The sequence below is a fragment of the Actinokineospora sp. PR83 genome (assembly GCF_021056305.1).
In the GTDB taxonomy this organism is placed as follows: domain Bacteria; phylum Actinomycetota; class Actinomycetes; order Mycobacteriales; family Pseudonocardiaceae; genus Actinokineospora; species Actinokineospora spheciospongiae.
Genome location: NZ_JAJCXD010000060.1, coordinates 23961 through 50291 on the forward strand (window position 1 = coordinate 23961; position 26331 = coordinate 50291).

Here is a 26331-nt window from a genome sequence, read left to right on the forward strand (position 1 = left end):
CAAAGATCTGGTCAGGCTGATAAAACAGCCGTGCGAGGTTGTTGTGGGGTACGAACGAGTACCGCGAGTACCGGCATGTACCAACGTGCTTGGAAAAATAATTCCACGCACTTCCGCAAGTATTTGTCCGGGCCGTTCCATAACGCTGTGAGCACGGACACGTTCGGCCTAGTGACCGCCCGGGCGCCCGGTCAGCGGTTGCTACACCGATTCAGTCCCTGGCAGGGTGGCCGGCGAGAGGTAGTGACGCCGATCACTGCCCCGACGGCGGAAGGACGGGTTGCCCATGCGAGTCGGCGTACTCACCGGCGGTGGCGACTGCCCCGGGCTCAACGCGGTGATCCGGGCCGTGGTCCGCAAGGGCGTGGAGACCCTGGGCTGGGAGGTGGTGGGCTTCCGCGACGGGTGGCAGGGCCCGCTGGAGGGCCGGTCACGCCCCGTCACCCTCGACGACGTCGAGGACATCCTGACCAGGGGTGGCACCATCCTCGGCTCCTCGCGCACCAACCCCTACCAGGTCGACGGCGGGGTCGACCGGATCCGCGCCGTGCTCGCCGAGCAGGGGGTGGACGCGCTCATCGCCATCGGCGGCGAGGACACCCTGGGGGTGGCCAAGCGGCTCACCGACGACGGCATCGGCGTGGTCGGCGTGCCCAAGACCATCGACAACGACCTCGGCGCCACCGACTACACCTTCGGCTTCGACACCGCCGTGCACATCGCCACCGAGGCCATCGACCGGCTGCGCACCACCGCCGAGTCGCACCACCGGGCGCTGGTGGTGGAGGTGATGGGCAGGCACGCGGGCTGGATCGCGCTGCACTCCGGGCTGGCGGGCGGTGCGAACGTCATCCTGGTCCCGGAGCGGCACTTCAGCGTGGACAAGGTGATCGAGTGGGTGCGGCGCCGGTTCGAGCGCGAATACGCCCCGATCATCGTGGTGGCCGAGGGCGCACTGCCCGAGGGCGGCGACGAGGTGCTGCTGACCGGGGAGAAGGACGCCTTCGGGCACGTCCGGCTCGGCGGGATCGGCACCTGGCTGGCCGAGGAGATCGCCGAGCGGACCGGCGAGGAGTCGCGCGCGGTGGTCCTCGGGCACACCCAGCGCGGCGGCGTGCCCACCGCCTACGACCGGGTGCTGGCGACCCGGTTCGGCCTGCACGCGGTCGACGCGGTGGCCGACCGCGACTTCGGGGTGATGGTGGCGCTGCGCGGCACCGACATCGTCCGGGTCAAGCTGGCCGAGGCCACCGCCGAGCTCAAGACGGTCCCGGTGGAGCGCTACGCCGAGGCGGAGGTGTTCTTCGGCTGAGCCCGGCGGGCTGTCCGCGTGGCGGTCCACCGAATTGTTCAGCGCGCTGAGTTTCGAGGTGCGGGTCGGCCCCCGGTGCTGTGCACTGGGGGCATGACCACGCTCTCCTCCGGTTCCCCGCGCACCACCACCGGCCGCGACTGGCTGGTGCTCCTCGGGTTCCTCGTGCTCTGCTACGCCGTCGCGGGCCTGGGGTCGCTGGCGACCCTGGGCGGCGTCGACGGCTGGTACGCCACCGCCGAGAAGCCGCCGTTCACCCCGCCCAACCGACTGTTCGGTCCGGTGTGGACGGTGCTGTACGGCATGATCGCCGTCTCCGGCTGGCTGCTCTGGCTGCGCCGCGCCAAGCCCGCCCTGCTCGCCTGGTCGGTGCAGCTCGTGCTCAACCTGCTCTGGACGCCCGCGTTCTTCGGGCTGGAGCTGCTCTGGCCCGCGTTCGCGATCATCCTGGCGCTCGACGCCGCCGTCGTCTGGACGATCCTGCGGGCCAGGGCCGTGCGCCCGGTCGCGGCGTGGCTGCTGGTCCCCTACCTCGGCTGGATCCTGTTCGCCTCGGTTCTCAACGCGTCCCTCGCCGTCCTGAACTAGACCTCACCGGAAGTGAACTACGTTCGGCTCATGGACGAATTGCTGTGGGCCGGGGCCGACGCCCAGGCGCGGGCGTTGCGCGAGGGCTCGGTCACCGCCCCCGACCTGCTGGAGGCGGTGCTGGCCAGGGCCGCCGCGCTCGCACCGGCGCTGAACGCGTTCCGGGTGCTCTACCCCGACTCGGCGCGCGCCGAGGCGCGGGAGGCCCAGCGCAGGCTGGACGCGGGGGAGCGGGCGCCGCTGCTCGGCGTGCCGGTGGCGGTCAAGGACGACACCGACGTGGCCGGGGACGTGACCACGCTGGGCGGGCGACCGCAGTTCCCGCCCGCGGAGGTCGACAGCGACATCGTCGCCGGGCTGCGCGCCGCGGGCGCGGTCGTCGTCGGCCACACGCTCACCCCGGAGCGCTGCCTGTGGCCGTTCACCGAGACGCTGACCTACGGCGCCACCCGCAACCCGTGGGACCCCTCCCGCACCCCGGCCGGGTCCTCCGGCGGGTCGGCGGCGGCGGTCGCCGCGGGCATCGTCGGCGCGGCCACCGGCAGCGACGGCGGCGGCTCGATCCGGATGCCCGCCGCGGCCACCGGCGTGTTCGGCCTCAAGACCACCCGCGGCCTCGTCCCGCTGACCCCGCAGCGGGAGGGCTGGCACGGCCTGGGCACCGCGGGCCCGCTCAGCCGGACCGTCGCCGACTCCGCGCTGATGCTCGAAGCGATGACGGGCGGCTCCTACCGCTCGGCCGTCGACACCGACCCGGCGCCGCTGCGGATCGCGTTGGCGTGGCGCTGCCCGGTCGGCAGGCCGCCGATGGACCGGCACTGGAAGGCCGCGGTCTCCACCGCCGCCGACCGGCTGCGCGCCCTGGGCCACACCGTCACCGAGGCCGACCCCGGCCTCGGTGCCCGGCCGACGCCGCAGTTCCTGGTCCGCTACCTGCGCGGGGCCGCCGAGGACGTGGCCGCGCTGCCGCACCCGGAGTGGCTGGAGCCGCGCACCCGCCGCGTCGCCGCCCTCGGCCGCCTGGTGCCCGACCGGGTGCTGCGCTGGGCCCGCGACGCCGAGGCTGGCCTGCACGCCCGGCTCGCCCCGTTCCTCGCCGAGTACGACGTCATCCTCCAGCCGACCTGGACCCGCACCCCGCTGCCGGTGGGGCACCTGCACGGCCGCGGCCTGACCACCACCTACCTGGGCATCATCACCCGGATGCCGTACTTCCCGACCTGGAACGTGCTCGGGCTGCCGGTGGCGACCGTGCCGGTGGGCTTCACCCCGGCCGGGATGCCGACCGCCGTGCAGCTCGTCGGCCCGGCCGACAGCGAGGCCCGGCTGCTCGCGCTCGCCGCCCAGTACGAGCGCGCCCACCCGTGGGCGGGTGCCCGCCCACCCGCTCTGTAATGGCGCGCGCTGATCGGGGCGGTGTGGTGGACTGCCCCGGTCAGCGCGGGTGGGTGGACGGGGAGGTCCGGTGGACGTCGCGGAACGGATGCGCAAGCGCTTCGGCGAGGGGGTCCTGTCCTGGACGGCCGCGCTGCCCGAGCGGCTGGCCCGGCTCGCCGCGGCCTGGGACCTCACCCTCGGCGACGTCTTCCCCGACGGCGCGTCCGCGGTGACCCTGCGCGTCACCCGGGCCGGTGAACCCGCGGTGCTGAAGGTGTCGCCGGACCTGGTGTTCGCCGCCGAGCAGGTCGAGGTGCTGCGGGCGTTCGCCCCCAGCGGCCGGGTGCCCGCGGTGCTGGCCGCCGACCCGGACGAGGGCGCGGTGCTGCTGGAGCACGTCCGCGGCAGCAACACCTGGCCGGAGCCCGCCGCGTTCGGCGCCCTGCTGCGCGACCTGCACGCCGCCGTCGCCGACCCGGCCGCGGTCGCCCGCCGCGACCTGGCCGGGTGGACCGGCGAGTTCCTGCCCCGGTTCACCCCCACCGGCCCGGTCACCACCGCGCACCTGGCCACCGCGCGGGACCGCTGCGCCGAGCTGGTGGGCACCCAGGGCGCGCCCGTCCTGCTGCACGGCGACCTGCACGCGGACAACCTGCTCGACGCCGGTCCGCGCGGCCCGGTCGTGCTCGACCCCAAGGCATGCCTGGGCGAACCCGAGTTCGACGCGGTCGACTTCGTGCTGGCGGGCCCGGACCACCCGGCCAGGGTGGCCGCCCTCGCCGCCGCGACCACCCTGGACGCCGACCGCCTCGACGCCTGGGCGCGGGCGCTGGCCCCGGTCGTCGCGGTCGGGCAGCTCCGCCGCGGGCTGCCGGTCGGCGGTCTGCTGGAGTACGCCACAGGGGCATAGCGGCGCGGGCGCAGGCGCGCTTGACTGGGGCACGATGAACCCCGAGACCCTGGGCCGCCTCGGCGCCTGGACGCACCTGCTGGCCGCCGTCGCCCTCCTCGTGCTGTGGGAGGGCGGCAGGCGGTGGCTCCCCACCCTGTTCGGCGCGCTCGGCCGCCGGGTCGGCGCGGCGCTGGCGGGCACCCGCCCGGTGCGGACCCGGTCGCTGCGGTCCTACCGCGACCGGGTCGCCGAGCGCCACGCCCGCCTGCCCGGCCCGGCGGGCCCCGGCCCCGACACCGCCGCGATCCGCGTCCCGCTGCACCGCGAGCCCATGGACCCGGCCGAGCCGGGGCGACCCGTGCGGCTCGGCGACCTCGACCGGGTGGTCGTCCTGGGCGGACCCGGCACGGGCAAGTCCGCGCTGCTGCGCCAGTGCCTGCTGACCTGGGCGCTCGACCCGCGGTGGCGGCGCGAGCCGGTGCCGGTCCTGGTGGAGCTGCACCGGGTCGCCGGGGACGCGCGCCCGCTGGAGGAGCACCTGGTCGACCGGTTCGGCGAGGACGGGTTCCCGGAGGCGGGCGGGTTCGTCCGCCGCGCCCTGGCCACCGGCGGCCTGACCGCCCTGTTCGACGGCCTCGACGAGGTCGCCTCGACCGAGCGCGGGCGCGTTTCCCTGGCGCTGCGGTCGTTCGCCGTGCGCCACCCGCGCTGCCGGGTCGTGGTCACCTGCCGCACCGCGGTCCACGACGGCGCCCTGGCCCCCGAGTTCGACACGACCCTCCACATCGGCGAACTGGACGACCGCCGCGTCCGGCACCACCTCGCCGAGAACGACCCGGCCGCGGCCGAACGGCTGCTGGCCGCGCTGCGCGAGCAGCCCGGAGCCCTGCGGCTGGCCAGGAACCCGTTGCTGCTGGGCATGATCGCCCACCTGCACGCGGCGAAGGGCGACGTGGAGACCGCCCCGCCGCGCTCGCGCGTGGAGTGCCACGAGCGCACCATCACCGCCTTGCTCGACGACGGGGGCGACCCGTCCGCCGCGACGGCGAAGCGCACCGTCCTCACCGGACTCGCGCTGGAGATCACGCGCGCGGGGGGCCGGTCCGAACGGCGCACCGTCGACCACGCCGCGGCGCTCGGCGCGGTGACCGCGCTCGGGCTGCCCGCGGCGGTGCTCGACGAGCTCGCCGACCGCGACGGGCTGCTGCTGCGGGTGCCGGGCGGGTTCGCCTTCCCGCACGTCGGCGTGCAGGAGTACCTGGTGGCGGTGTCCGCCCGCACCGACCCCGACGGCCTGCTGGCCCACCACCGCGCCGACCCGGACACCTGGCGGGAGGTGGTGCGGCTGTGGTGCGGCCTCGCCCCCGCCCAGACCGGGCCGGTGGTGGCGGCGGTGTCCGAGGTGGACCCGCTGCTGGCCTTCGAGTGCCTGGCCGAGGTCAAGGTCCTCGACACCGCCGTGGCCGACCGGATCACCGCCCGCTCCCGCGCCGCGCTCGACGACGACCCCGGGACCGCGCGCGCGTTCGGGCTGGTCGCCGCCGACCCCCGACCGCGCGGGCAGGTGGTGCTGGCGTTCCTCATCTCCGCCGTGCAGGCCGGGGTGCCCGCCGCGCACCGCGCCCTCGCCGCCACCGGCCTGCCGCGGGCCGCGGCGGTGCTGGCCAACCACCTCGACGCCGGACCGGCCGCGGCGGCGCTGGCGACCATGGGCGAGGTGGCCGTGCCCGCCCTCGCCGCCCGGCTCGACCGCCCCGACCCGGGTCCGGTCGTCGACGCCCTCGCCGCCACCGGCGCCCCGGCCGCGGCGGTCGCCCTGGTGCCGCTGCTGGACTCCGAGGGGCCGGGCCGGTTCCTGGCCGCGTGGCGGCTGGCCGGTCTGCTGGCCGACCCCGAGGTGGCGGCGGCACTCGCCGGGTCGGCGGCACCCGAGCGGCGGTACGGCTGGGTCTGGGAGCCGTTCGGCGGGTCCGCCGTCGCCGCGCGGGTGGTGGAGCTGTGCGCGGAAGCCGACCACGTGCCCGACGGTCGGGTCGACGACCGGATCGGTGTCGCCCTGCTGGTCTTCCCGTTCGGCGAGGAGGTGCGCGCGGCCGTGGCGCGCACACCGGGCGCCGCGGCTTTCGACGCCGCCGTGGAGCGCGGCGAGAGCGGGCTGGGGCCGGTGCCGACGCGGGTCTACCTCGGGCTGGACCGGGCCGTGCGGCTCGACCTGGTGCGCAGGCTGCGCGCGGCGCCCCGGCCCGTCACCGAGTCGGACTGGCCCGCTGTGGCCGAACCCCGCGGGCGGCGCGGGTTCCGCGGCAGCGCCGCGCACCGGGTGCTGCTGGCGGTCATGGCGGTGCTGACCCTCGGGCAGGCCGCGGGCGGGGTGGCGCTGCTCGGCGGCTCCGCCACCCCGGCCGGGTACGCGCTGCTCGGGGCGGTGGTGGCCGCTTCGCTCGTGGAGTTGGCGGCGGTGTGGGCGTGGGAGCGCGGCGCGGTCGCCTACCTGGCCGCCTTCACGGGCGCGCTGGTGCTGGGGGCCGCCGCCGCGGGTCCGTGGTTCGCCCTCGGGGCCTGCGCCCTGGTCCCGGTGGTCGCCGCCGTGCTCGCGGTCCTGCGGCGACGCCGGGCGCCGGGCAGCCCGCTGCGGGGGCTGCTGCCCGGCTGATCAGGTGAGCGCGCCGACGTCGAGGTAGGCGGCGAAGGTGCCCAGCCAGTGCTCGGCGGCGTAGCCGTGGCCGAAGACGTACTGCCACCCCGCGTCCCGGTGCGCCTTCTCCGCCGCCCGCGCCAGCTCGGTGTAGCGGTGCCCCGGCGGCAGCGCCGAGGCGATGCCGCCCCAGCACCAGGCCCGCGACAGCGCCAGGCCCGCCAGGTGCGAGCCGTGCGGGTCGGCCGGTTCGTCCACCTCCACCGGGTTGCGCAGCACGTCCCAGCGGGCCTGGGTGAGGTCGGGGAAGAAGTCGTCCAGCCAGGTGGCGAACTCCGGGCCGGGCAGCACCCGGCGCATCAGATCGGCCTCGACCAGGGACGGGGACAGGAAGTCGGCGGCGTCGGGCTCGAAGCCGCCGTAGTCGCTGTCGAGCAGGTGGAAGCGGTGCGCGGCCGTGGTGCAGGCCGAGGCGAGCGCGGTGTCGCCGACCGCGCGGGCGGCGTCGAGGGTCAGGCCGATGGCGAACGCGGTGTTGGTGTGCGTGCCCACCCGCACCGGGCGCCGGGCCGTCGCCAGCCACCGCGCCCACCGGTCGCGCACCACCGACACCAGCGGTCGCAGCAGCCGCGCCCAGTGCGCGCCGTCGGACCAGGTGCGCAGCTCGGAGTCGAGCACCAGCAGCCAGGCCCAGCCGTAGGGCCGCTCCCAGGAGGCGCCCTCGGGGGAGGCGAAGAACTCGGCCTCGGTGCGCACGCCGTCGGCGGTGATCAGCTCGTCCAGGGTGGCGCGGGCGGCGGACGCGCCGGGTAAGTCGGGGAACAGGCGCAGCAGGCGGACGGTCAGCCAGGTCTGGTGCACGCAGGAGTGCCAGTCGAACGACCCCGCGAAGACGGGGTGGCGGGTGCGCTGCGGCACCAGGTCGTCCGGGGAGTGCACCAGGTGGATCCAGTGCACCGGGTAGTCGCGTCGCAGGTTGGCCACCGCTGTGGCCAGCAGCCGGTCGGCGGTCGGGGCGTCCAGTTCGGTCATCGGCGCATCCTGCCCTATGCAATGTGCATGTATTTGTCGGTACCACCGGTCGATTGCTCGGCTCGCAGTGTGCAGCAGCTCACAGTGTGGAACAGGTGTCCCGGTTTCGAACTGGTTACGCGCACCTCTTAGTCTTGGAGGGTGAACTGGACCGTGGATGTGCCGGTGGAAACGCTGCCCGAGCTGCCCCCGTTGCCTCCTGAGCTGCGTACCCGACTCGACGACGCCCTCTCCCGCCCGGCGGCCCAGCAGCCGGAGTGGCCCGACGCCGAACACGTGCGCAAGGTGCGCACCCTGCTCGAAAGCGTTCCCCCGATCACCGTCCCCGCCGAGATCGACAAGCTCCAGGGCCGGTTGGCCGAGGTCGCCAGGGGCGAGGCATTCCTGCTGCAGGGCGGCGACTGCGCCGAGACCTTCGTCGACAACACCGAGCCGCACATCCGCGGCAACATCCGCACCCTGCTGCAGATGGCCGTCGTGCTGACCTACGGCGCCAGCATGCCGGTGGTCAAGGTCGGCCGGATCGCGGGCCAGTACGCCAAGCCGCGCTCGGCCAAGACCGACGCGCTCGGCCTCCCGGTCTACCGCGGCGACATCGTCAACTCGCTCATCGCCACCCCCGAGGCCCGCGTGCCGGACCCGGGCCGGATGCTGCGCGCCTACGCGAACGCGGGCGCGGCGATGAACCTGCTCCGCGCCCTCACCGGGGCGGGCATGGCCGACCTGACCAAGGTGCACGACTGGAACCGCGACTTCGTCAAGAACTCGCCCGCCGGTGAGCGCTACGAGGCCCTGGCCACCGAGATCGACCGCGGCCTGCGGTTCATGCAGGCCTGCGGCGTCGAGGACAGCTCCCTGCACACGGTGGAGTTCTTCGCCAGCCACGAGGCGCTGCTGCTCGACTACGAGCGCGCCCTGCTGCGCCTGGACACCAACGGCCCCGAACCGCGGCTGTACAACCTGTCCTCGCACTTCCTCTGGATCGGCGAGCGGACCCGCCAGCTCGACGGCGCGCACATCGCCTTCGCCGAGCTGCTGTCCAACCCGATCGGCCTCAAGATCGGCCCGACGACCACCCCCGAGATGGCCGTCGAGTACGTCGAGCGGCTCGACCCGCGCAACGAGCACGGCCGCCTGACGCTGATCTCCCGGATGGGCAACGGCAAGGTCCGCGACGTCCTCCCGGCCATCGTGGAGAAGGTCGAGGCCTCCGGGCACAAGGTCATCTGGCAGTGCGACCCGATGCACGGCAACACCCACGAGTCCTCCACCGGCTACAAGACCCGCCACTTCGACCGCATCGTCGACGAGGTCCAGGGCTTCTTCGAGGTCCACCGCCGCCTGGGCACCCACCCCGGCGGCATCCACGTCGAGCTGACCGGCGAGGACGTCACCGAGTGCCTCGGCGGCGCCCAGGAGATCTCCGACGCCGACCTCTCCGGCCGCTACGAGACCGCCTGCGACCCGCGGCTCAACACCCAGCAGTCGCTGGAACTGGCCTTCCTGGTCGCGGAGATGCTCCGCTCGTAGGACCCCGCACGACGACAGCGGCGCCCTCCCGGATCCGGGAGGGCGCCGCTGTCGCGTTGTCGGGGGGCGTCAGCCGAAGGCGAAGACGGTGATGGTCGTGCCCGCCTGGACCTTCGTGCCCGCGTTCGGCTCCTGGGTGAAGATCCGCCCACCACCGCCCGCCGGGAAGCGCAGCGCCAGGGACAACCCCAGCGGCCGCAGGATCGCGGTGGCCTCGTCGACCGTCTTCTGGTTGAGGTCCGGGACGGTGACCGCGTTCGACACCACCACCGACACCCGCTTGTTGCCGTCGGCCTCGACCTGCGTGCCGGGGCCGGGGTCGGTGCGGATCACCCGGCCGCTCTCCACATCACCGTTGAACTCGGCGGGGCCGTCGAAGGGTTGGAAGCCCGCCGAGGTCAGCGCCTGGAATGCCTCGTCGCGGGTCTTGCCGCGCACGTCCGGGACCTGCTTGGGCTGCGGGCCCCTGCTCAGCACCAGCACCACCCGCTGGCCCAGGTCCACCTCGGTGCCCGACGGGGGCTCCAAGCGCACCAGGGTGCCCTTGGGGGTCTTGTCGTCGTAGACGTTCTTGCCGTCGTCGCGCTGCGGTTGCAGCTCGGCGTCGCGCAGCGCGGCCTCGGCCGCCTCCGGGGTCGACCCGGCGGGCACGTCCGGCACCACCGGGCGGCCCGCCGACACCGTCAGCTCCACCTGGTCGCCGCGCAGCACCTGCGCCCCCGCCCCCGGGTCGGTGCTGATCACCTGGCCCGCGGCCACCCGGTTGTCCCGGACGGTGACGGTCTTCGGGGTCAGGTCGGCGTCGCGCACCGCCTGCTCCGCCGCCGCGGTCTGCTGCCCCACCAGCGACGGCACCTCCGAGTAGCGGCCGTCGGAGAACCACCAGATCCCGGTCGCCACCAGCGCCAGCACGACCACACCGACGATCGACGGGACCAGCCACCTCGGCCGCTTGCGCACGGGCGCCCGGGGAACCGCCTGCGGCCCGGTCGGCGGGTGGCCGGGGGCGTACGGCAACGGCTGCGGACCGCTCGGCGGGTACTCCGCAGGCGGGTACTGCCGGGCGTGCTCGACGACCTTCTCCAGGTCCGAGCGCAGCATCGCCCTGGTCCCCTGCGGGCCCGCCGCGCTGAACCCGTTCGGCACGTGCCGCACCACGGTCGCCGACTGCCCCGGGGTCATCGCCTGCGCGCCCGCCACCGGTGACTCCACCGGCCGCACCCGCACCGTCGCCTCCGGGTCCAGGTCCTGGACCGGGGTGCCCCCTGGCGCGCTCGCCACCCCGTGCCCTGGCGTGTTCACCGCGCCGCCGGGCGCCTGTGCCGCCATGCCGCCGGGCACGGGCGCCACCGGGCTCCCGGGCGCGTGCGCCGCTGGGCTTCCCGGCGCGTGCGCCGCTGTGCTCCCGGGCACGGGCGCCGCTGTGCTCCCGGGTGCGTGCGCCACCACGGCCGTCTCCAGCACGTCCTGCCCGTCGTGCACCTCGGGGGGCGCCCCGCGCGGCGGCACCGGCAGCACCCCGGAGGTGGTGCCCACGTCCGGCACCGCCATCGTCTCGTCCGGCATCGGCGTCGGGACCGGCACCCGCATCCTGGGCAGGTTCAGCGCCGTGCGCACGTGCTGCAACTCCATCAGGAACGCCGCACCGTCCGCCGGTCGCGCCCCCGCCTCGCGCCGGGTGCAGCGCACCACCAGGTCGTCGAGCATCGGCGGGATGCCCGGCACGGTCGCGCTCGGCGGCGGGACGTCGTCGTTGACGTGCCGGTAGGCCACCGACAGCGCGTTGTCCCCCCGGTACGGGGCGCTGCCGGTCAGGGTCTCGTAGAGCACGATGCCCGCCGAGTACACGTCGCCGCGCGCGGTCGCCGCCCCGGTCGTGACCTGCTCGGGGGACAGGTAGGACACCGTGCCGAGGATGACGCTGCTCTTGGTGGTGCCCACGCTGGAGATCGCCCGGACCAGGCCGAAGTCGGCGACCTTGACCACCCCGCCGGTGCCGATCAGCACGTTCTCCGGCTTCACGTCCCGGTGGATCAGGCCCGCCCGGTGCGCCGCGCCCAGCGCGGACAGCACCGGCTCCATGATCGCCACGGCCAGCGGCGCGGGCAGCGCGCCGCGCTCGGCCAGCAGGTCGCGCAGGGTGGCGCCGGTGACCAGCTCCATCACCAGGTAGACGTTGTCGCCGTCGAGGCCCTGGTCGTGCACGGCCACCACGTTCGGGTGGTGGATCTTGGCGGCGGACCGGGCCTCGCGCTCGAACCGCTCGACGAACGCCGGGTCGGCGGCGAAGCGCGGGTCCATCACCTTGATCGCCACCGGGCGGTCCAGCCGGGTGTCCAGGCCGCGGTAGACCGCGGACATGCCCCCGCGCGCGAGCAGCGCGTCCACGCGGTAGCGCTGCTCCAGCAGCGAACCGATCACTCCCGGCCCCTTGTCCTCCACGGGAACCGATCGTACGGACGGGCGCGGCGGCGCGTGCCCAGGCCCGCGAATCTGTGACCAACGGCGGGCCGCCGCGGCCGTGTGGCATCGTTGCGCCCGTGAGTTCGATTCCCGCGGCCTCCCCCGACGCGCTCGGCGTCGAGGTGGAGCTGCTCCCCCTGCCCGACGTCGCCGAAGCCCTCGACCTGCCGATCACCCGCGTCCACCAGGCCCTGCGCGACCGGCACCTGATCGCGGTGCGCCGCAAGGGCGTGCTGATGGTGCCCGCCGCCTTCCTCGACGAGACCGGCGTGGTCAAGCACCTGACCAGCACCATCACCGTGCTGCACGACTCCGGCTTCGACACCGACGAGATGCTCCGCTGGCTGTTCACCGAGGACGAGTCGCTGCCCGGCAGCCCGATCCAGGCGCTGCGGGACAACCGCGGCCGGGAGGTCAAGCGCCGGGCCCAGGCCCTCGCCTTCTGACCCCGGCCCGCGCCGTCAGCTCGTGCAGCCGACCCACTGGCCCGCCGGGCACGCCTCGGCGGTGCCCCGGTAGCCGTCGACGAGCTGCTTCACCAGGCCCTGCGCCGCCGCGGCGTCGTCGGTCGCGGTGACCAGCTTCGACAGGCACACCTTGCCCGTGGTGCCCAGGCACACCGCGAGCTGCTGCTCGGCGTGCTCGGCCCAGAACTTCGTGGCGACCGACCCGTACTTCCAGACGACCTCCCGGCCGCCCTCGGTGTAGCCGATCGAGTAGACGAAGTTGCTGCCCTCGGTCTTGCGCGCCCCCGGGTCGGCGGGCTTGGCCGCGGCGCGCGCGCCCACCTTGCTCAGGTCCGGCGGGTCGGCCAGCACCAGGGTGGACCACTGCACGCTGTACGGGTGGTTGCCCGGCACCGAGTTCGCCCGCTGGAAGAAGCCCACCCACTCCGGGGTGGCCAGCGTGCAGGTCGCCCCGCCGCCCTGGCCGGGGGCCACCGGGCCGGTCACCGCGTCGCACACGCCCAGCGCCGCGCCGTCGCCCTGCCAGGTGCCGCGCACCGACACCTTCACCGCGAGCTTGCTGTTGTTGGTGAACTGCACGACGATCGAGCAGCTCTGCGCCCCGCACCCCTCGAAGCTGTGCGAGCTCTCCTGGACCGTGGTCAGCACGTCCACCGGCGCGGTGACCTGCTGGGCCGCCGCGGCGAAGTCCTGGTAGAACTTCGCCACCCCCGCCGACCCGTCGGTCACCGTGGCGACCAGGTCGCGCACGCTGGTCGAGTCGGAGTCACCCGCCTTGTCCAGCTCGACCTTGACCACCCCGTACGGCGCCTTCGCGGTCGTGCTCACCGCGCCCCGGCCGGTCTTCGACCGCACCACCTCGACGTCGCCGACCTTGGTCCGGGCGCCGTCGGTCAGCGGCCGGTCGCCCGCGGCCTCCACGCCCTCGGCGAGGTTCTGCCCCAGCGTCTGCGGGGTGAACACGTCGGCCAGTTCCACGCCGATCAGCCCGGCCGGGACCTTCACCCACCGGTCGGCCACCGCCGCGCCCTTGCTCGGCCCGTCGGCGATCCCGGGCAGCGTGGCCCAGAAGTCGGCCGCGGCCTTGAGGAAGGTGGACCGGTCGACCACCAGCACGGTCGCCGACCGCCCGTCGAGGCCGAGCGTGCCGGTCATCTCGCCGCTGCCCGCGGCGGTGATGTCGAAGGTGGCCTTGTGGTTGCCTGCGGCCTGCATGGTGCCCTGGTAGCGCAGCACCGCCGCCTCACCGAGGTCGGTCAGCGACTGGCGCACCGACTCGGTGGCCGTCGGCGGCTCGATGGCCGCGGCCACCGGCGTCCCGCTCACCCCGGGGGAGCACGCCGAGGCGACGACCGCCGCCGAGACCGCCCAGACCGCGACTGCACGCCTCGACAACCGGTCACCCCCTGCTGCTGCCCGTCCCCTGCGGGGATTATCCACCGAAGGACGCGGCGGGCCTCACAATCCGCTCACGGATTCGCCTCGACCGCCCGCGCGCCCGACGACCGGGAGCCTACCCACCACCCGCTGCGCGGCCAGTCGTCCGGAGATCAACACCGGGGGGATGCCCACCCCCGGGGTGGTGCCGCTGCCCGCCAGCACCACGTTCTCCACCCCCGGCACCAGGTTGCGCGGCCGGAACGGACCGGTCTGGGTGAACGTGTGCGCCAGCGAGAACGGCGTGCCCTCGGCCAGCCCGGCCGCCGCCCAGTCCGCGGGCGTGACCAGCCGCTGCACCTCCACCGCGTCGTCGAAACCGGTCAGGCCGCGCGCCTGGAGCGTCGCCACCAGCTCGTCGCGGTAGATCGGGCCGATCCGGTCCCAGTCGACCGGGCCCACCCGCAGGTTCGGGCACGGCGCCAGCACCGACACCTGCTGCCTGCCCTCGGGCGCCATCGCCGGGTCGGTCGCGGTCGGCCGGGTCACCAGCAGCGACGGGTCGCCCATCAGCTCCCCGCGCCGGGTGATCTCCTCGAACGTCCGCTCCCAGGCGCCGCCGAAGAGGATCGTGTGGTGGTCGAGCATCTCCCAGGACCGGGTCACACCGGTGTGCAGCACCACCGCCGACGGCGAGTGCCGCAGCGGCAGCGGCCTGCGCGGCGCCACCCCGAGCAGCCGGTAGGCCACCGGCAGGTCGGTGGTGACCACCACCGCGTCGCACGGCACGCGCTCACCCGCGGTCGTGCGGACCGCGCCCACCCGGCCGCCGACCCGCTCCAGCCAGGCCGCGCCGGTGCCGTAGCGGAACGCCACCCCGGCCCGGCCCGCGGCGGCGGCCATCGCCTCGGCCACCGCGCCGACCCCGCCGCGCGGGAAGTACACGCCCGCGACGGTGTCCATGTAGGCGATCACCGCGTACGCCGCCAGCGCCCGGCTGGGCGGCACCCCGGCGTAGAGGGACTGGAAGGTGAACAGCCTGCGCAGCCGCTCGTCCGACAGGAAGCGCCCCACCGCGGGGCCCAGCCGCCCGAAGCCGCCCAGCGCGGCCAACCGCGCCAGGTCCGGGCCGATCAGGTCGAACGGGGAGTCGAAGTTGGCGCCGATGAACCGGTCGCGCTGCACCTCGTGCATCCGGGTCAGCCACGCACGCAGCCGCCGGTAGCCGTCGGCCTCGGCGGGCCCGGCGACCCGGCGGACCTCCTCCTCCATCGCGGCGCCGTCGGTGTGCACCGCGATGGTGCTGCCGTCGGCGAAGTGCGCCCGGTAGGCCGGGTCCAGCTCCACCAGGTCCACCTCGGCGGCCAGCGAGGTGCCCACCGCGGCCAGCGCCTCGTCCACCAGCTCCGGCATGGTCAGCACGGTGGCCCCGGTGTCGACGGTGTACCCGCCCATCCGGTCGCGGCGGGCTCGCCCGCCCGGGCCGTCCGCCGCCTCCAGCACCGTGACCGAGCGCCCGGCCGAGGCCAGGTGCAGCGCGGCCGACAGGCCGGACAGGCCCGCCCCGACCACCACCACGTGATCGGTCCGCCCCGGGATCGTTCGCCGCCCGCGCATGGCTAGCTGGTCCTCCTGGTCGCCGTCACGGCCAACTCCCGCAGCACCCGGCCCGCCGGGTCGGCCAGCTCCACCGCCTCCAACGCGGTCAGCGCGGTCTCGGTCAGCTCCGCCATCCTGGCCTCCACCTCGGTGACCGCACCCACGTCCAGCAGCAGCCCGCGGACGCGCTCCACCCCGTCGGCGTCGAGCGCGTCGTCGCCCAGCGCGGCCCGCATGGCCTCGGCGTCGGCGTCACGGCCCGCGGCCACCGCCCGGCGCAGGCCCGCGGACATCAGCAGCGTCCGCTTGCCCTCGCGCAGGTCGTCCCCGGCGGGCTTGCCGGTGACCTCGGTGTCGCCGAACATGCCCAGCAGGTCGTCGCGCAACTGGAAGGCCACGCCGATGTCGGTGCCGAAGGCGCGCAGCCCGGCCACCACGTGCTCCGGGGCGCCCGCCAGCGCGGCGCCGAGGTGCAGCGGGCGCTCCACGGTGTAGGCGGCGGTCTTCATCCGCGCCACGCTCAGCGCGGCCTCCCCGGACTCGTCGCCGGTCGCCTGGGTCAGCACGTCGAGGTACTGCCCGGCCAGCATCTCCGCGCGCATCGCCTGCCACGGCGGCAGCGCCGCCACCTGCCGGTGCGCGGGCAGCCCGGCCCCGGTGAACATGTCGTCCGCCCAGGCCAGCGCCAGGTCGCCGAGCAGGATCGCCGCGGCCGCGCCGAACCGCTCCGGCGCCCCGGCCCAACCGCGCTCGCGGTGCCGGGCGGCGAACTCCACGTGCACCGTCGGCTTGCCGCGGCGCACCGCCGAGGCGTCCATCAGGTCGTCGTGGACCAGCGCGCACGCCTGGATCAGCTCCAGCGCGCTCACCGCCCGCAGCACCGCCTCGGCCTCCACGCCGGTGCCCGCGCCGCCCGCCCCGCGCCACCCCCACCAGGCGAAGGTCGGCCGCAGCCGCTTGCCGCCGCCGAGCACGAAGTCGGCCAGCGAGGCCACCGCCGACCCGAAGGACGGGGCCTGGTCGGCCATGCCCGCGTGCCGCACCGCCAGGTAGTCGGCCAGCGCGCGCTCCACGTACGCGGCCACCGCCGCGTCGATGGGCTCGTCGATGGGCCGGTCGATGGGCTCGTGGATCACCGGGGTCCTGCCTGCCGCCTGCACGCCCCTATCGTGCGGTGCCCGGCCGCGTCCCGCCGGACCGGGGGTCCCGATGTGACGTCCGCGTCGTGCCCGCGCGGCCCGGAGGAGGTCTGTCCGGGAGATCGCGCTGTCGCTACCCTTGGCGCATGACGACAGTGACGGAGCGGCTGCGCACCGACCGGCCGGTCTTCTCGGTGGAGTTCATGCCCCCGAGGGACGAGGCCGACGAGCGGCGGCTGTGGAAGGCGGTCCGCGAACTGGAGGGCCTGGACCCCGCCTTCGTCTCCGTCACCTACGGCGCGGGCGGCTCCAGCCGCGACCGCACCATCCGCACCACCGGCCGGGTGGCCACCGAGACCACGCTGGTCCCGATGGCGCACCTGACCGCCGTCGACCACACCGTCGCCGAGCTGCGCAACGTCATCGGCTGGTACGCCGCCCACGGCATCCGCAACGTCCTCGCCCTGCGCGGCGACCCGCCCGGCGACCCGAACGGCCCCTGGGTGCCCACCCCCGGCGGCCTCAACTACGCCGACGAGCTGGTCGCCCTCGTCCGCGAGCTGGGCGACTTCTGCGTCGGCGTGGCCGCCTTCCCCTACGGCCACCCCGGCTGCGCCGACCTGGACGAGGACACCGACAACCTGATGCGCAAGTTCGCCGCGGGCGCGGACTTCGCCATCGCCCAGCTGTTCTTCCAGCCGGAGGACTTCCTGCGGCTGCGCGACCGGGTCGCCGCCCGCGGCACCGACAAGCTCGTCGTGCCCGGCATCATGCCGCTGACCACGCCGAAGATGCTCTACAAGACCGTCGAGCTGTCCGGTGCCCCGCTGCCCCCGCACTTCGCGGCCCGGCTGGAGCCGCTCGCCGAGGACGCCAAGGCCTTCCGCGCCGAGGGCATCGACCTGATCACCGAGACCTGCGAGCGCCTGCTCGCCGAGGGTGTGAACGACCTGCACTTCTACACCTTCAACCAGTCCAGGGCCACCCGCGAGGTGGTCGGCAGGCTGGGCCTGGTGCCCGCCCGCGCCTGACCCGGCTCAGGTCTGGGCGGGGTCGCCGAGCTGCCGCTGCGTGCGGCGGTGGCTGAACAGCGCCAGCCCCAGCACGATCATCGACACCGCCACGCCGCCCGCGCCCACCATCACCACCCACTGCGTCCACGACACCCCGGACGAGTCGCTGTACTGCGCCGTGGCGCTGAACTCCGACACCGCCCCCGGCTTGGGCTTCCAGCTGACGGTGCCGTTGTCGTTGACGCCGTTCGTGCGGCCCACCGTGCCCGGGAAGGCGATCTTGAGCTGGATGTCCGCCCGGTCGGTGGGGACCTCGGTCAGGTCGACCGACCCGGCCAGCGTCACCAGGTCCCCGGCCCGGCGGAACGTCAGCCGGTACTGCTTGCCCACGGTGATCGTGTCGCCCAGCAGGGACACCTCGGCGAAGGTCAGGTCCTGGAACAGCACCGTCTGCCCGACGTAGCCGTCCTGCGTGTAGACCTGCGTCCGCACCTTGCCCTTGAGTTCCGGGGCGACGGTCAGCTGCGGGCCCGTGTCGTCCTGCCTGCCCGCCACCGAGGCCACCACGAGCTGACCGGAGACCGTGTCGTCCTCCGACACCGCGAACTCCGCCTGCACCCGCAGGCACCCCGACAGCGCCAGCACCGCCACCACGGTCAGCGGGATCAGCGCCGCCCACCTGCGCAGGCGGGCACGGGACGGGGAAGTGGCGTGCGGCACCGGGCCATCCTGCCGTACCCGTCCACCCCCGCGCGCCCCGGCATCCACCCCGGCGTCCACCCCTTCGTCACCGGGTGGCGGGTCGGATAGCGTTCGCCGCATGGTGTCCCCTTCACACGACGTGCACCGGATCAGTGACTCCTACGTCGCCTCGCTGGCCGCGCTGGACCCGATCCTCGCGACCTACCTGGGCCAGCCGGGCCACGACCACCGGCTGCCCGACTACTCCCCGGACGGGGTCGCCGCGCGGGGCGCGCTGGCCACCGCCGCGCTCGCCGAGATGGAGGCCGCCGACGCCGACGACCCGGCCGCGGCCAACGCGAAGGCGGTGTTCACCGAGCGCGTCGGCCTCACCGCCGAACTGCACGGGGCCCGCCTGGTCGACTGGGAACTCAACATCATCTCCAGCCCGGCCCAGGACGTGCGCGAGGTCTTCGACCTGATGCCCACCGACTCCGCCGAGGACTGGGCCACCATCGCCACCCGGCTCGCCGCCGTCCCCGAGTGCCTCGCGGGCTACCAGCTCGCGCTGCGCGCCGCCGCCACCCGCGGCGACGTCGCCGCGCTGCGCCAGGTCACCAAGGTCGCCGAGCAGTGCCGGGGCTGGGCGGGCCGCTCCGGCGCACCGTCGTACTTCAGCACCCTCGCCGAGGGGGCGGGTGAGCACGCGGGCCCCGACCTGGCCGCCGGGGTGGCCGCCGCCGAGCAGGCGTACGCGGACCTGGCCGACTTCCTCACCGGCGAACTGGCCCCCGCCGCACCCACCGAGGACGCGGTGGGGGAGGAGCGCTACCGGCTGTTCTCGCGGCTCTACACCGGCGCCAGGGTCGACCTCGCCGAGGCCTACGAGTGGGGCTGGGCGGAGTTCACCCGGATCGAGACCGAGATGAAGCAGGTGGCGGACCGGATCAAGCCCGGGGCCACGGTCGCCGAGGCCGCGGCCCACCTCGACGCCGACCCGCGCTACCGGGTCGTCGGCCAGGACGCGCTGCGCGAGTGGATGCAGCGCCTGTCGGACCAGGCGCTGTCGGACCTGCGCGGCGTGCACTTCGACATCCCGGACCGGCTGATGCGGTTGGAGTGCCGGATCAGCCCACCCGGCGGCCCGGTCGGCGCCTACTACAACCCCCCCACCGAGGACTGGTCGCGGCCGGGCCGGATGTGGTGGTCGGTGCCCGCGGACCGGACCGAGTTCTCCACCTGGCGCGAGGTCACGACCGTCTACCACGAGGGCGCCCCCGGCCACCACCTGCAGATCGCCACCGCGGTCAACCAGGCCGCGAGCCTGAACAAGTTCCAGCGCCTGCTGGCCTGGGTCCCCGGCTACGGCGAGGGCTGGGCCCTCTACGCCGAACGCCTCATGCGCGAATTCGGCTACCTCGACGACGACGGCGACCTGCTGGGCATGCTCGACGCCCACCTGTTCCGCGCCGCCAGGGTGGTCGTCGACATCGGCATGCACCTGAAGCTGGAGATCCCCCGCGGCACCGGCTTCCACGAGGGCGAGCGCTGGACCCCGGACCTGGGTCTGGAGTTCATGCTCACCCGCACCATCACCGACCCCGCCCACGTCCACGACGAGATCGACCGCTACCTGGGCTGGCCGGGCCAGGCCCCCACCTACAAGCTCGGCGAACGCCTCTGGCTGCGCGCCCGCGACGAGGCGAAGGCCCGCCAGGGCGCCGACTTCGACCTCAAGCGCTTCCACCGGCAAGTCCTGGAAATGGGCGCGATGGGCCTGGACACCCTCACCGAGCGCCTCGCCGCCCTGTGACCCCAGCGGCCTGCCCCGATCCGGGGCGGGCCGCTCCTCCACGGGCAGCCACTCCGAGCCGTCAGCGGCGCAGCTGCCGACCACCCTGCCAACCGGCGGCCCGGCTACGCCAATGCCCGGGTGGGTGGATGTGCTTGGGTGGGGGTAGCGATCATGTGCGAGCCTGCTTGGGCTGTGGGGCATCTTTTCGCCCCACTCGGTCACACTGGGCGCATGATCGCTGTAGGGGCCCCGCCCGAGCAGATCCACCCACCCGGGCACGCCCTGAAAAATCCCGGGCTTTGAAACCTGGACACGGCCGAGCAGATCACCCGAGCACCATCACCAGCCCAAGTTCACTCGATCGGGAGCGACCTGCCCAGCACCCCGAACGGCCGCGGATCGCCTGCGAACTGGTAGTTGCGCAGCACGTCCGCGAACGCGAGCCGCCGGTACAGCCGCCACGCCCGCGACGGCCCCTCCGGCGTCGACAGCAGCACGTGCGCGCTCCCCGCCCCCGCCATCAGCAGCCGCACCAGTTCCCCCCCGATGCCCTGCCCCTGGCTGTCCGGCCGCACGTGCAGCTCGGTCAGCTCGAAGTAGTCGTCCAACCAGGAGTCGGCGACCTCCGCCCCGCGCCGCTCGGTGACCCCGCGGCGGACCTGCTCGTGCCACCACTGGCCGGGTGCGCCGAGGTAGCCGTAGGCGATGCCCGCCATGGCGCCGTCGTCGTCGAAGGCGGCCACGCAGCGCCAGCCCGCGCGCAGCATGTGCGCCAGCCACATCGGCGCCCGCTGCTCGGCGGTGCCCTTCGGGTAGTCCATGGCGGCGACGTAGAGCGCGAGTGCCTCGCGCAGCCGTCCGCGCAGCTCGTCGGCGGACAGCTCCACGAACCGGGCGACACGGGGGGACGGAGCGGCGGTCACGAAGAGGGATCATCCTCCTGGCCGGACACATCCGCAGCCACACCCCCGGTGAGCGTCACCAGATCGTCGTACGTGGTCGGGAAGACCGACTTGGCGTGCCCCGCCGCCGCCCAGACGACCGGGTACCGCCGCAGGTGGGTGTCGACGACGGTGGTCAGCGCCGCGGGGTGCCCGACCGGGGCGACGCCGCCGATGGCCTGCCCGGTGTGCTCGCGCACGAACGCCGGGTCGGCCCGGCCGACGGAGTCCGCGCCCACCAACGCGGCCAGCAGTGCGGTGTCGGCCCGGTGCGCCCCGGAGGTCAGCGCCAGCAGCGGACGCTTCTCACCGCCGTGCGCGGCGGCGAAGACCAGGCTGTTGGCGATGGCCCCCACCGGCACACCCAGCGCGGCCGCCGCGAGCGCGGCGGTGCGGACCTCGTCGTCCAGGACGCGGATCCCGTCGGCGGCGGCGTCCATCCCGGCCGCGCGCAGTGCGGCCGCCACCCGCGCCACCGCGGGGTGTTCGAGTGTGCTCACCGCTCCATCTCACCACCCCGGGTGACCTGCCGGGCAACCGGTGGGCGGGTCACACCGTGATCGGCTTGAAGCACCGGCACCCAGGGGCTATCCTGGTCTTACTCGAACACGTGTTCGAGGCGGTTCGGTGGTGGGGCGGGGGAAGCGCCTCACCACCGGACACCGCCGGCTCCCCTCGGCGCAGCGCCACGCCCCGTCGGCACGACCGCGAGGAGGCCACGATGACCAGCACGCTGGACTTCCCCGTCACGCCCACCCCACCCGCCCCCGTCCCGCCCTCGGCGATCGCCCTGCTCAAGCAGGCCGAGCAGGGCCTGCTCGCGGTGGCCGCCGAGACCGACCCGGCGCACCGCTTCGCCGACGCCTACCTGTGCGCCCTGCGCGCCGCCGCGGCGCTGCTGGCCGTGCGCGGCCGACCGCACCGCGGCCGGGCCAAGCCGACCAGCGTGTGGACGCTGACCTCGTCGGTGGCCCCGGAGTTCCGCGAGTGGGCGGCGTTCTTCGCCTCCTGCTCGGCCACCCGGGCCGAGGTGCAGGCGGGCATCACCAACCGGGTCGGCCCGCGCGCCGCGGACGACCTGTTCCGCCAGACCCGGCAGTTCGTCGCCCTCGTCCACCGCGCCGTGCACGGCACCGGGCGATGACGGGACCGGTCGACGAGGACCGACTGCTCGACGTGCTGGAGACCGAAACCCTGCTGCTGGCGGCATCCGCCGCCGCGGCCGACCACGACCGCCCGGTGCCCGCCTGCCCCGGCCTGACCGTCGGCGAGACCGCCCGCCACCTGGGCAGCGTCCAGCGGATGGTCCTGACCTGGATCCGCACCGGGGAACGCCCGGTGAACTGGGACCGCGAACCAGCCCAGGGCGAGGCGGTCGAGGACTGGCTGCGCGACGGCCTGCGGGCCCTGCTCGGCGAACTCGCCGCCCACGCCCCCGGCGAACCCTGCCCCACCTGGCACCCGGACCAGCACACCTACCTGTTCTGGAGGCGACGGATGGCCCACGAGTCCACCGTGCACCGGGTCGACGTGCAGAGCGCGGCCAACGGCGGCGGCCACGACCCCATCCCGGAGTCGGTGGCCCTCGACGGCATCGATGAGGTGCTCACCGTCTGGTTCACCCGCCGCCTGGCCGAACTGGGGGTCGTCGGCACCCGGGCGGCCACCGTGGTGGTGCAGGCCGCGGGCCGCTCCTGGCTCGCCGAGATGGGCGTGGACCGAACCGCCGCGTCCCCGGCGCCACCCGAGGCCGCCGAGTCCGCCGACGCCGTGGTCACCGCCGAACCCACCGCGCTCTACCTGTGGCTCTGGGGCCGCTCAGCGGTCTTCGACCAAGGTCTGCACCGCCAGGGCGACATGGACGCGGTGGCCCAACTCTGGGCCCTCCTACGCCTGGCGACCCGCTAGGACCCGGCCAACCACACCAAAACCGCCGACCCGGCCACCCGCCACGCCGAACCCACCAGCGCAGCGGCCAACCACCCCCGCAACCGCAAGCCTGGCGGCCAGCCACCCGAACCCCACCGGCGTAGCTGCCGACCACTCCCAAAACCGCCGGCCTGGCTACGGAAATGCCCGGGTGGGTGGATTTGCTTGGGTGGGGGTGCCGATCATGTGCAAGCCTGCTTGGGCTGTGGGGCATCTTTTCAGCCCCACTCGGTCACACTGGGCGCATGATCGGCGTAGGGGCCCCGCCCAAGCGGATCCACCCACCCGGGCACCCCCACCAAACGACCGGCACTTGAGCCGACAGCACACGGCATAGCCCCGGCGAAGCGGACCAACCCAGGCACCACCACCACAATCCCGGCGCTTCAAGCCGAGCAGCCAGCCCCGCGCATCCACCCGAAACCCCAGCCCCTCGCAGAACACACGCCAGGACCGGCCCGCGCCGGTCCGGTGCCCGAGCGGTGCCCGGTGCCCCGGGCACCGCTCGGAGCACGTGCGCATCACCGCAGGTGACCGGCGTTGCCCGGCGGCCCCCCGGGAAACGCGGCTACCGTGTCGGCCATGTCCACCCGGTTGGCGAGTCTCGTGATCGACGCGACCGACCCGGCCGCGGTCGCCCAGTTCTGGTACATCATGCTCGGCGGGACCGCGACCCCGGAGCGCGACGGCGGCTACCGCCTCCTCGCCCCCGACGTCGGCGGCAGCGGCATCGATCTGGTGTTCCGGCGGGTCCCCTCGGGCAAGTCCGCCAAGAACCGCATCCACGTGGACCTGGCGACCGAGAGCCCGCACGAGTACCAGGTCCTCACCTCCCTCGCGGTCGACGTGGGTGCCCGCGAGGGCCGGGTCGGGCAGGGCCCGGAGGTGCCGTGGACGGTCTTCCACGACCCCGAGGGCAACGAGTTCTGCATCCTGGAGCCCGGCGACCTGTACCAGCGCACCGGTCCGCTGGCCGCGCTGGTCGTGGACTCGGCGGACCCGGCGGCGATGGCGGGCTTCTGGGCGGCAGCCACCGGCTGGCCCAGCGTGCACACCGGGGCGGGGGCGGCGGCGCTGCGGTCGGCGGGCACCAGCGGCCCGTGGCTGGAGTTCCTGCGGGTGCCCGACACCAAGCGCGGTCCGAACCGCATCCGGTTCGACGTGGCGGTCATCGCCGACCGCCCGGACGGTGACGCCGAGGCGGCCCGGCTGATCGCGCTGGGCGCCACCGAACTGCCCGGCGGCCCGGACCCGGACGGCGCGCTGGCCTTCGTCGACCCGGAGGGCAACGAGTTCCGCCTGCTGCCCGCCCGGGTGCGCACCTGAGCGCCCGCCGCCCGCGGCACCGGCCGGGGCTGCACCCGTTCCCGCACCGATTCCCGGTGGTTGCCGCACCGGAAGCGTCGCCGCCCCCGCACCCGTTCGCGGAGCGGCTGCCTGCCCGCACCGGTTCCCGGTGGTCGTCGTGCCGGAACCGGGTACCGGTCGGCCCCGCGCTGCACTAGCGTCCGCCCCATGCCCACCCGCATGGTCAACCTCGTGGTCGACGCCGCCGACCCGGCCGCGCTCGCCCGCTTCTGGGCCGAACTGCTGCGCTGGTCGATCACCGCCACCACCCCCGACGAGGTCGACGTGCGCGCCCCGGCCGAGGACGGCTGGCAGGGCGACCTGGTCTTCGTCCCGGTCGACCCGGCCAACCGGGTCAAGGCGGGGGTGAACCGCTGGCACCTGGACCTGCCCAGCGTCTCCACCGCCGACCAGATGGCCCTGGTGGACCGGGCGGTCGCCTTGGGCGCCACCCCGACCGACATCGGCCAGGGCGACGTGCCGTGGGTGGTGCTGGCGGACCCGGAGGGCAACGAGTTCTGCGTCCTCGACCCGCGCCCGGAGTACGCCGACACCGGTTCGGTCGCGGCCATCATCGTCCAGAGCACCACCCCCAGCGCCCTGGCCGACTTCTGGGCAGCCGCCACCGGCCACCGCATCGTCCGCGACAACCGCACCGTCGCCTCCCTCCGCGCCGCCGACGGCCGGGGCCCGTGGCTGGAGTTCCTGGCCCTCGACGAGCCGAAGTCGGCCAAGAACCGCCTGCACATCGACGTCGCCGCGCACCCGGGGGAGAACCAGCTCGCCGAGGTGGCCCGCCTGCGCGACCTGGGCGCCACCCCTCTCGACATCGGCCAGGGCGACGTGCCGTGGGTGGTGCTGGCGGACCCGGAGGGCAACGAGTTCTGCGTCCTCACCTCCCGCTGACCCGGAGGTCCACCACCGACCGGGTGTCACGCCGGTCCCGGGACCCAGAACGCACCTCGCGGACCAGACCGGTCGAGGCCGCCTCGCCGATCCCGCCCACCGTTGTCTCCCCACGAGCAAAGCGGCGGAAGTCCTTGTCTCCCGAGGCCCGATTTCTCCGATTCCCCCCGGGCGCCGGTTGACTTCCACGCGGGCGGGGAAGAAACCTGTCACGTTCGGCACCAATTCCCGGGTTGTGGAGGTCAGTCGTGATTTTCTCGCGGTTCGGCACGACGAAGTCCCGAACACTGCTGGGCGCAGGCGCGGCCCTGACCGTCGCGGCGGGCGTGGCCGCCACAGCGCTGGCCGCGGCCCCCCTCGCGGGCGCGGCCCAACCGCAGGGCGCGACGACCAGGTACGTGGCCCTGGGCGACTCCTTCACCGCGGGCCCCGGCATCCCCGCCCAGAGCGGCGGCGCCTGCGCCCGCTCCGACCACAACTACCCCTCCCTGCTGGCCCGGGCCACCCACCCCGCGGAGTTCGTCGACGTCAGCTGCAGCGGAGCGGTCACCGCCCACATGGAAAGCCCCCAGGGCTCCGCCGCCCCCCAGTTCGACGCCCTGACCCCCGAAACCACCCTGGTCACAGTGGGAATCGGCGGCAACGACGTGGGCTTCGGGAGCATCATCGGCACCTGCGTCACCCTGGCGGCGTCCGACCCCACCGGCCGCCCCTGCACCGACCACTACACCGCGGGCGGTGTCGACCGACTGGAGCAGACCTTCGCCGAGAAGGCCCCCAGGATCGCCGCGGTCCTCCAGGGCATCCACCACCGCTCCCCGAACGCCGAGGTCGTCCTCGTCGGCTACCAGGCCATCCTCCCGGCCACCAAGGCCGCCTGCGACCCCGCCAACCCCAACAGGAACATCGTCGCCGAGAACGACTTCCCCTACCTCGCGGCCAAGGAACGCTCCTTCGCCCAGATCCTCGCCGCCACCGCCTCCGCCAACAACGCCACCTTCGTCGACACCCGCACCGCCTCCGAGGGTCACGAGACCTGCACCGCCCCCGGCACCCGCTGGATCGAAGGCGTCGTCGACGTCGTCGACGCCGCCCCCGTCCACCCCAACGCCCTGGGCATGGAGAACGTGGCCCACCTGGTGCAGGCCGAGATCACCGAGTAGCCCCCACCGCCACACCCGCGACGGCAACCCAAGCCCCGCAACGACGTTGCCAAGCCGTCCAGCCACCCGAAGCCGGGCCGCGGTCGCCAGGCACCCCGCCCGCGCTCCGAGGCCGGGCGCGGGTCCACACCCACGCCCGGCTCCG

22 protein-coding genes are annotated in these 26331 nt (G+C 74.6%); 14 read left to right on the forward strand and 8 right to left on the reverse strand.

Annotated features, from left to right (window positions below; all coding sequences use genetic code 11):
• Nucleotides 1-286 precede the first annotated feature (286 nt).
• From L6E12_RS20700 to L6E12_RS20720, 5 genes are all read left to right on the forward strand, one after another.
• Nucleotides 287-1312, forward strand: coding sequence for a 6-phosphofructokinase (locus L6E12_RS20700; protein WP_236229578.1), 1026 nt, complete (start codon nt 287-289; stop codon nt 1310-1312).
• A 93-nt stretch (nt 1313-1405) separates the two neighbouring features.
• Nucleotides 1406-1900: a TspO/MBR family protein gene (locus L6E12_RS20705; protein ID WP_236229579.1), complete on the forward strand. Its 495-nt coding sequence runs from the start codon at nt 1406-1408 to the stop codon at nt 1898-1900.
• A gap of 30 nt (nt 1901-1930) precedes the next feature.
• Nucleotides 1931-3295 (forward strand): amidase family protein, encoded by a 1365-nt coding sequence (locus L6E12_RS20710; protein ID WP_236229580.1) that lies wholly within the window; start codon nt 1931-1933, stop codon nt 3293-3295.
• 70 nt (nt 3296-3365) lie between these two features.
• Nucleotides 3366-4187 (forward strand): aminoglycoside phosphotransferase family protein, encoded by an 822-nt coding sequence (locus L6E12_RS20715; protein WP_236229581.1) that lies wholly within the window; start codon nt 3366-3368, stop codon nt 4185-4187.
• A gap of 34 nt (nt 4188-4221) precedes the next feature.
• Nucleotides 4222-6822, forward strand: a complete 2601-nt coding sequence (locus tag L6E12_RS20720) for an NACHT domain-containing NTPase (protein ID WP_236229582.1) — start codon at nt 4222-4224, stop codon at nt 6820-6822.
• Here the strand turns inward: L6E12_RS20720 and L6E12_RS20725 are convergent, their stop codons facing one another.
• On the reverse strand, nt 6823-7836 hold the full coding sequence (locus L6E12_RS20725; protein WP_236229583.1) for a DUF2891 domain-containing protein: 1014 nt from the start codon (nt 7834-7836) through the stop codon (nt 6823-6825).
• Between the two features lie 141 nt (nt 7837-7977).
• Between L6E12_RS20725 and L6E12_RS20730 the strand changes: the two genes are divergently transcribed.
• On the forward strand, nt 7978-9366 hold the full coding sequence (locus L6E12_RS20730) for a class II 3-deoxy-7-phosphoheptulonate synthase (RefSeq protein WP_236229584.1): 1389 nt from the start codon (nt 7978-7980) through the stop codon (nt 9364-9366).
• Nucleotides 9367-9435: 69 nt separating this feature from the next.
• On the opposite strand, the gene L6E12_RS20735 is transcribed toward L6E12_RS20730, so the two are convergent.
• The gene (locus L6E12_RS20735; protein ID WP_308075101.1) at nt 9436-11808 is read right to left on the reverse strand and encodes a PASTA domain-containing protein; all 2373 of its coding nucleotides are present in this window, start codon (nt 11806-11808) and stop codon (nt 9436-9438) included.
• A 98-nt stretch (nt 11809-11906) separates the two neighbouring features.
• On the opposite strand from L6E12_RS20735, the gene L6E12_RS20740 reads away from it, so the two are divergent.
• Nucleotides 11907-12275: an Rv2175c family DNA-binding protein gene (locus L6E12_RS20740; protein ID WP_236229585.1), complete on the forward strand. Its 369-nt coding sequence runs from the start codon at nt 11907-11909 to the stop codon at nt 12273-12275.
• A 15-nt stretch (nt 12276-12290) separates the two neighbouring features.
• Here the strand turns inward: L6E12_RS20740 and L6E12_RS20745 are convergent, their stop codons facing one another.
• The 3 genes from L6E12_RS20745 to L6E12_RS20760 all read right to left on the reverse strand — a co-directional run bounded on the left by L6E12_RS20745 (nt 12291) and on the right by L6E12_RS20760 (nt 16381).
• Entirely contained in the window at nt 12291-13691 is a 1401-nt protein-coding gene (locus L6E12_RS20745; RefSeq protein ID WP_236229586.1) for a hypothetical protein, read from the reverse strand.
• Nucleotides 13692-13754: 63 nt separating this feature from the next.
• Complete coding sequence (crtI, locus tag L6E12_RS20750; protein WP_304523900.1) at nt 13755-15290, reverse strand: phytoene desaturase family protein; 1536 nt, start codon at nt 15288-15290, stop codon at nt 13755-13757.
• Nucleotides 15291-15292: 2 nt separating this feature from the next.
• The gene (locus L6E12_RS20760) at nt 15293-16381 is read right to left on the reverse strand and encodes a polyprenyl synthetase family protein (RefSeq protein WP_236229620.1); all 1089 of its coding nucleotides are present in this window, start codon (nt 16379-16381) and stop codon (nt 15293-15295) included.
• 176 nt (nt 16382-16557) lie between these two features.
• Here L6E12_RS20760 and L6E12_RS20765 point away from each other — a divergent pair, with 176 nt between their 5' ends.
• Entirely contained in the window at nt 16558-17442 is an 885-nt protein-coding gene (locus L6E12_RS20765; RefSeq protein ID WP_236229587.1) for a methylenetetrahydrofolate reductase, read from the forward strand.
• Nucleotides 17443-17448: 6 nt separating this feature from the next.
• On the opposite strand, the gene L6E12_RS20770 is transcribed toward L6E12_RS20765, so the two are convergent.
• Complete coding sequence (locus L6E12_RS20770) at nt 17449-18144, reverse strand: DUF3153 domain-containing protein (RefSeq protein ID WP_236229588.1); 696 nt, start codon at nt 18142-18144, stop codon at nt 17449-17451.
• A gap of 100 nt (nt 18145-18244) precedes the next feature.
• Here L6E12_RS20770 and L6E12_RS20775 point away from each other — a divergent pair, with 100 nt between their 5' ends.
• Nucleotides 18245-19918, forward strand: a complete 1674-nt coding sequence (locus tag L6E12_RS20775) for a DUF885 domain-containing protein (protein ID WP_236229589.1) — start codon at nt 18245-18247, stop codon at nt 19916-19918.
• A gap of 335 nt (nt 19919-20253) precedes the next feature.
• Here L6E12_RS20775 and L6E12_RS20780 read toward each other — a convergent pair whose 3' ends face one another.
• Nucleotides 20254-20823, reverse strand: coding sequence for a GNAT family N-acetyltransferase (locus L6E12_RS20780; RefSeq protein WP_236229590.1), 570 nt, complete (start codon nt 20821-20823; stop codon nt 20254-20256).
• Nucleotides 20820-21341: a YbaK/EbsC family protein gene (locus L6E12_RS20785; RefSeq protein WP_236229591.1), complete on the reverse strand. Its 522-nt coding sequence runs from the start codon at nt 21339-21341 to the stop codon at nt 20820-20822. The genes L6E12_RS20780 and L6E12_RS20785 overlap by 4 nt, the downstream gene beginning before the upstream one ends.
• 221 nt (nt 21342-21562) lie before the next feature.
• Between L6E12_RS20785 and L6E12_RS20790 the strand changes: the two genes are divergently transcribed.
• The 5 genes from L6E12_RS20790 to L6E12_RS20810 all read left to right on the forward strand — a co-directional run bounded on the left by L6E12_RS20790 (nt 21563) and on the right by L6E12_RS20810 (nt 26186).
• Nucleotides 21563-21985, forward strand: coding sequence for an SAV_6107 family HEPN domain-containing protein (locus tag L6E12_RS20790; protein ID WP_035280338.1), 423 nt, complete (start codon nt 21563-21565; stop codon nt 21983-21985).
• Nucleotides 21982-22749, forward strand: a complete 768-nt coding sequence (locus L6E12_RS20795) for a maleylpyruvate isomerase family mycothiol-dependent enzyme (protein ID WP_236229592.1) — start codon at nt 21982-21984, stop codon at nt 22747-22749. Before L6E12_RS20790 ends, L6E12_RS20795 begins: the two co-directional genes overlap by 4 nt.
• A gap of 603 nt (nt 22750-23352) precedes the next feature.
• Nucleotides 23353-24096, forward strand: coding sequence for a VOC family protein (locus L6E12_RS20800; protein ID WP_236229593.1), 744 nt, complete (start codon nt 23353-23355; stop codon nt 24094-24096).
• Nucleotides 24097-24285: 189 nt separating this feature from the next.
• The gene (locus L6E12_RS20805; RefSeq protein ID WP_236229594.1) at nt 24286-25023 is read left to right on the forward strand and encodes a VOC family protein; all 738 of its coding nucleotides are present in this window, start codon (nt 24286-24288) and stop codon (nt 25021-25023) included.
• 248 nt (nt 25024-25271) lie between these two features.
• Nucleotides 25272-26186: an SGNH/GDSL hydrolase family protein gene (locus L6E12_RS20810; protein WP_236229595.1), complete on the forward strand. Its 915-nt coding sequence runs from the start codon at nt 25272-25274 to the stop codon at nt 26184-26186.
• Nucleotides 26187-26331: the final 145 nt, after the last annotated feature.

Excerpts from the sequence above, each read along its gene's own strand:
- L6E12_RS20700 (WP_236229578.1), top strand. The coding sequence starts at position 287 with ATGCGAGTCGGCGTACTCACCGGCGGTGGCGACTGCCCCGGGCTCAAC.
- L6E12_RS20705 (WP_236229579.1), top strand. The coding sequence starts at position 1,406 with ATGACCACGCTCTCCTCCGGTTCCCCGCGCACCACCACCGGCCGCGAC.
- L6E12_RS20710 (WP_236229580.1), top strand. The coding sequence starts at position 1,931 with ATGGACGAATTGCTGTGGGCCGGGGCCGACGCCCAGGCGCGGGCGTTG.
- L6E12_RS20790 (WP_035280338.1), top strand. The coding sequence starts at position 21,563 with ATGACCAGCACGCTGGACTTCCCCGTCACGCCCACCCCACCCGCCCCC.
- L6E12_RS20805 (WP_236229594.1), top strand. The coding sequence starts at position 24,286 with ATGCCCACCCGCATGGTCAACCTCGTGGTCGACGCCGCCGACCCGGCC.
- L6E12_RS20720 (WP_236229582.1), top strand. The coding sequence starts at position 4,222 with ATGAACCCCGAGACCCTGGGCCGCCTCGGCGCCTGGACGCACCTGCTG.
- L6E12_RS20765 (WP_236229587.1), top strand. The coding sequence starts at position 16,558 with ATGACGACAGTGACGGAGCGGCTGCGCACCGACCGGCCGGTCTTCTCG.
- L6E12_RS20775 (WP_236229589.1), top strand. The coding sequence starts at position 18,245 with ATGGTGTCCCCTTCACACGACGTGCACCGGATCAGTGACTCCTACGTC.
- L6E12_RS20795 (WP_236229592.1), top strand. The coding sequence starts at position 21,982 with ATGACGGGACCGGTCGACGAGGACCGACTGCTCGACGTGCTGGAGACC.
- L6E12_RS20725 (WP_236229583.1), bottom strand. The coding sequence starts at position 7,836 with ATGACCGAACTGGACGCCCCGACCGCCGACCGGCTGCTGGCCACAGCG.
- L6E12_RS20800 (WP_236229593.1), top strand. The coding sequence starts at position 23,353 with ATGTCCACCCGGTTGGCGAGTCTCGTGATCGACGCGACCGACCCGGCC.
- crtI (WP_304523900.1), bottom strand. The coding sequence starts at position 15,290 with ATGCGCGGGCGGCGAACGATCCCGGGGCGGACCGATCACGTGGTGGTG.